General features: G+C 49.4%; 2 tRNA genes and 3 rRNA genes. All 5 read right to left on the bottom strand.

Annotation, left to right across the window (positions count from 1 at the left end):
• Positions 1–139 precede the first annotated feature (139 nt).
• Positions 140–216 (bottom strand) — tRNA-Asp (locus A6D97_RS00495).
• 92 nt (positions 217–308) lie between these two features.
• Positions 309–424: ribosomal RNA gene (rrf, locus tag A6D97_RS00490) — 5S ribosomal RNA — on the bottom strand.
• 41 nt (positions 425–465) lie between these two features.
• Positions 466–542 (bottom strand) — tRNA-Thr (locus A6D97_RS00485).
• Between the two features lie 38 nt (positions 543–580).
• A 5S ribosomal RNA gene (rrf, locus tag A6D97_RS00480) occupies positions 581–696 on the bottom strand.
• A 138-nt stretch (positions 697–834) separates the two neighbouring features.
• Positions 835–3,728, bottom strand: a 23S ribosomal RNA gene (locus tag A6D97_RS00475).
• Between the last annotated feature and the right edge of the window lie 166 nt (positions 3,729–3,894).

The raw sequence follows: 3,894 nt of genomic DNA, 5'->3' as shown, positions 1-3,894 counted from the left end.
TGTGTACAAGAGATTGGATTGACCTGATCAGTTAATTTTCCGGATTGGTATCAGGTGACGACACTCATTGGTCGGAGACCAAATTATCGATAGCCAGAAACGACGAAAGCCTAGTCATAAGACTAGGCTTTCTAATAAGTGGCGGAGTGGACGGGACTCGAACCCGCGACCCCCGGCGTGACAGGCCGGTATTCTAACCAACTGAACTACCACTCCGCAGTGTCTATTCAGCATAAAGCATTGAGCCTGAGTATTCTAACCAACTGAACTACCACTCCGCAGTGTCTATTCAGCATAAAGCATTTAGAGCCTGGCGATGTCCTACTCTCACATGGGGAAGCCCCACACTACCATCGGCGCTATTGTGTTTCACTTCTGAGTTCGGCATGGAATCAGGTGGGTCCACAATGCTATGGTCGTCAAACAAATTCTGTTGTTAACTTGAATAATCAAATCAACTAAATATGGTGCTGATACCCAGACTCGAACTGGGGACCTCACCCTTACCAAGGGTGCGCTCTACCGGGCTGAGCTATATCAGCAATTCAAGAACCGTTTAAAAACGACTCTAAAATTTAAAGCCTGGCGATGTCCTACTCTCACATGGGGAAGCCCCACACTACCATCGGCGCTATTGTGTTTCACTTCTGAGTTCGGCATGGAATCAGGTGGGTCCACAATGCTATGGTCGCCAAGCAAATTTTGCTTTTACTTTCAGCTTTTTTAAAAACTGAAGGCAAAATAATCTGGAAAACTGATTTAAAAGTCTATCTCTTTCAAACTCATTCAAGCGTTTGGTATTTCTTTGAGTCCACAAAACCCCTTGGGTGTTGTATGGTTAAGCCTCACGGGCAATTAGTACAGGTTAGCTCAATGCCTCGCAGCACTTACACACCCTGCCTATCAACGTCGTAGTCTACGACAACCCTTTAGGACACTTATAGTGCCAGGGAAAACTCATCTCAAGGCTCGCTTCCCGCTTAGATGCTTTCAGCGGTTATCGATTCCGAACTTAGCTACCGGGCAATGCCATTGGCATGACAACCCGAACACCAGAGGTTCGTCCACTCCGGTCCTCTCGTACTAGGAGCAGCCCCTTTCAATTTTCCAACGCCCACGGCAGATAGGGACCGAACTGTCTCACGACGTTCTAAACCCAGCTCGCGTACCACTTTAAATGGCGAACAGCCATACCCTTGGGACCGACTTCAGCCCCAGGATGTGATGAGCCGACATCGAGGTGCCAAACACCGCCGTCGATATGAACTCTTGGGCGGTATCAGCCTGTTATCCCCGGAGTACCTTTTATCCGTTGAGCGATGGCCCTTCCATTCAGAACCACCGGATCACTATGACCTGCTTTCGCACCTGCTCGAATTGTCATTCTCGCAGTCAAGCGGGCTTATGCCATTGCACTAACCACACGATGTCCAACCGTGTTTAGCCCACCTTCGTGCTCCTCCGTTACTCTTTGGGAGGAGACCGCCCCAGTCAAACTACCCACCAGGCACTGTCCGTAATCCCGATTCAGGGACCAACGTTAGAACATCAAAACTACAAGGGTGGTATTTCAAGGACGACTCCACCACATCTAGCGACGCGGTTTCATAGTCTCCCACCTATCCTACACATGTAGGTTCAATGTTCAGTGCCAAGCTGTAGTAAAGGTTCACGGGGTCTTTCCGTCTAGCCGCGGGTACACTGCATCTTCACAGCGATTTCAATTTCACTGAGTCTCGGGTGGAGACAGCGTGGCCATCATTACGCCATTCGTGCAGGTCGGAACTTACCCGACAAGGAATTTCGCTACCTTAGGACCGTTATAGTTACGGCCGCCGTTTACCGGGGCTTCGATCAAGAGCTTCGACCGAAGTCTAACCCCATCAATTAACCTTCCGGCACCGGGCAGGCGTCACACCGTATACGTCATCTTACGATTTTGCACAGTGCTGTGTTTTTAATAAACAGTTGCAGCCACCTGGTATCTGCGACTCTCGTCTGCTCCATCCGCAAGGGACTTCACTGATAAGAGCGTACCTTCTCCCGAAGTTACGGTACCATTTTGCCTAGTTCCTTCACCCGAGTTCTCTCAAGCGCCTTGGTATTCTCTACCCGACCACCTGTGTCGGTTTGGGGTACGATTCCTTACAATCTGAAGCTTAGAGGCTTTTCCTGGAAGCATGGCATCAATGACTTCACTACCGTAGTAGCTCGACATCGTATCTCAGCGTTAGTAGCGGTCCGGATTTACCTAAACCACCCGCCTACGTACTTGAACCTGGACAACCGTCGCCAGGCCCACCTAGCCTTCTCCGTCCCCCCATCGCAATTGTAAGAAGTACGGGAATATTAACCCGTTTCCCATCGACTACGCCTTTCGGCCTCGCCTTAGGAGTCGACTTACCCTGCCCCGATTAACGTTGGACAGGAACCCTTGGTCTTCCGGCGAGGGAGTTTTTCACTCCCTTTATCGTTACTCATGTCAGCATTCGCACTTCTGATACCTCCAGCAGCCCTTACAGACCACCTTCAACGGCTTACAGAACGCTCCCCTACCCCACATACCCTAAGGTACGTAGCCGCAGCTTCGGTGTATAGCTTAGCCCCGTTACATCTTCCGCGCAGGCCGACTCGACCAGTGAGCTATTACGCTTTCTTTAAATGATGGCTGCTTCTAAGCCAACATCCTGGCTGTCTGAGCCTTCCCACATCGTTTCCCACTTAGCTATACTTTGGGACCTTAGCTGGCGGTCTGGGTTGTTTCCCTCTCCACGACGGACGTTAGCACCCGCCGTGTGTCTCCCGGATAGTACTTACTGGTATTCGGAGTTTGCAAAGGGTTGGTAAGTCGGGATGACCCCCTAGCCTTAACAGTGCTCTACCCCCAGTAGTATTCGTCCGAGGCGCTACCTAAATAGCTTTCGGGGAGAACCAGCTATCTCCAGGTTTGATTGGCCTTTCACCCCTAGCCACAAGTCATCCGCTAATTTTTCAACATTAGTCGGTTCGGTCCTCCAGTTGATGTTACTCAACCTTCAACCTGCCCATGGCTAGATCACCTGGTTTCGGGTCTAATCCTAGCAACTGTACGCCCAGTTAAGACTCGGTTTCCCTACGGCTCCCCTAAACGGTTAACCTTGCTACTAAAATTAAGTCGCTGACCCATTATACAAAAGGTACGCAGTCACACCACGAAGGTGCTCCTACTGCTTGTACGTACACGGTTTCAGGTTCTATTTCACTCCCCTCACAGGGGTTCTTTTCGCCTTTCCCTCACGGTACTGGTTCACTATCGGTCAGTCAGTAGTATTTAGCCTTGGAGGATGGTCCCCCCATATTCAGACAGGATATCACGTGTCCCGCCCTACTCGTTTTCACTGATTATGATGTGTCGGTTACGGGGCTATCACCCTTTACTGCGAGACTTTCCAGACTCTTCACCTGCATCATTAAAAGCTTAAGGGCTAATCCAATTTCGCTCGCCGCTACTTTCGGAATCTCGGTTGATTTCTCTTCCTCGGGGTACTTAGATGTTTCAGTTCCCCCGGTTTGCCTCCTGTTGCTATGTATTCACAACAGGATACTTACTTATGTAAGTGGGTTTCCCCATTCAGGAATCCCAGACTCAAAAGGTTATTACTACCTAATCTGGGCTTATCGCAAGTTATTACGCCTTTCATCGCCTCTGACTGCCAAGGCATCCACCGTGTACGCTTAGTCACTTAACCATACAACCCGAAAGGGTCTTAGCGTATGGCAACTAACCAAGGTTTTTGGTTGTCATCAAGAAGGGTTAATTCCTGATAACTGTTTGCCGGACTCAATTGTGATTCAAACTAGGTTTGAATCGAATACAAGACACTTGAATGTGTTTGTTGTGTTTATCTAATGAAA

The sequence above is a fragment of the Vibrio sp. ZF57 genome (assembly GCF_001691235.1).
Lineage (GTDB): Bacteria > Pseudomonadota > Gammaproteobacteria > Enterobacterales > Vibrionaceae > Vibrio > Vibrio crassostreae_C.
This window is presented reverse-complemented; position numbering and strand designations above follow the sequence as displayed.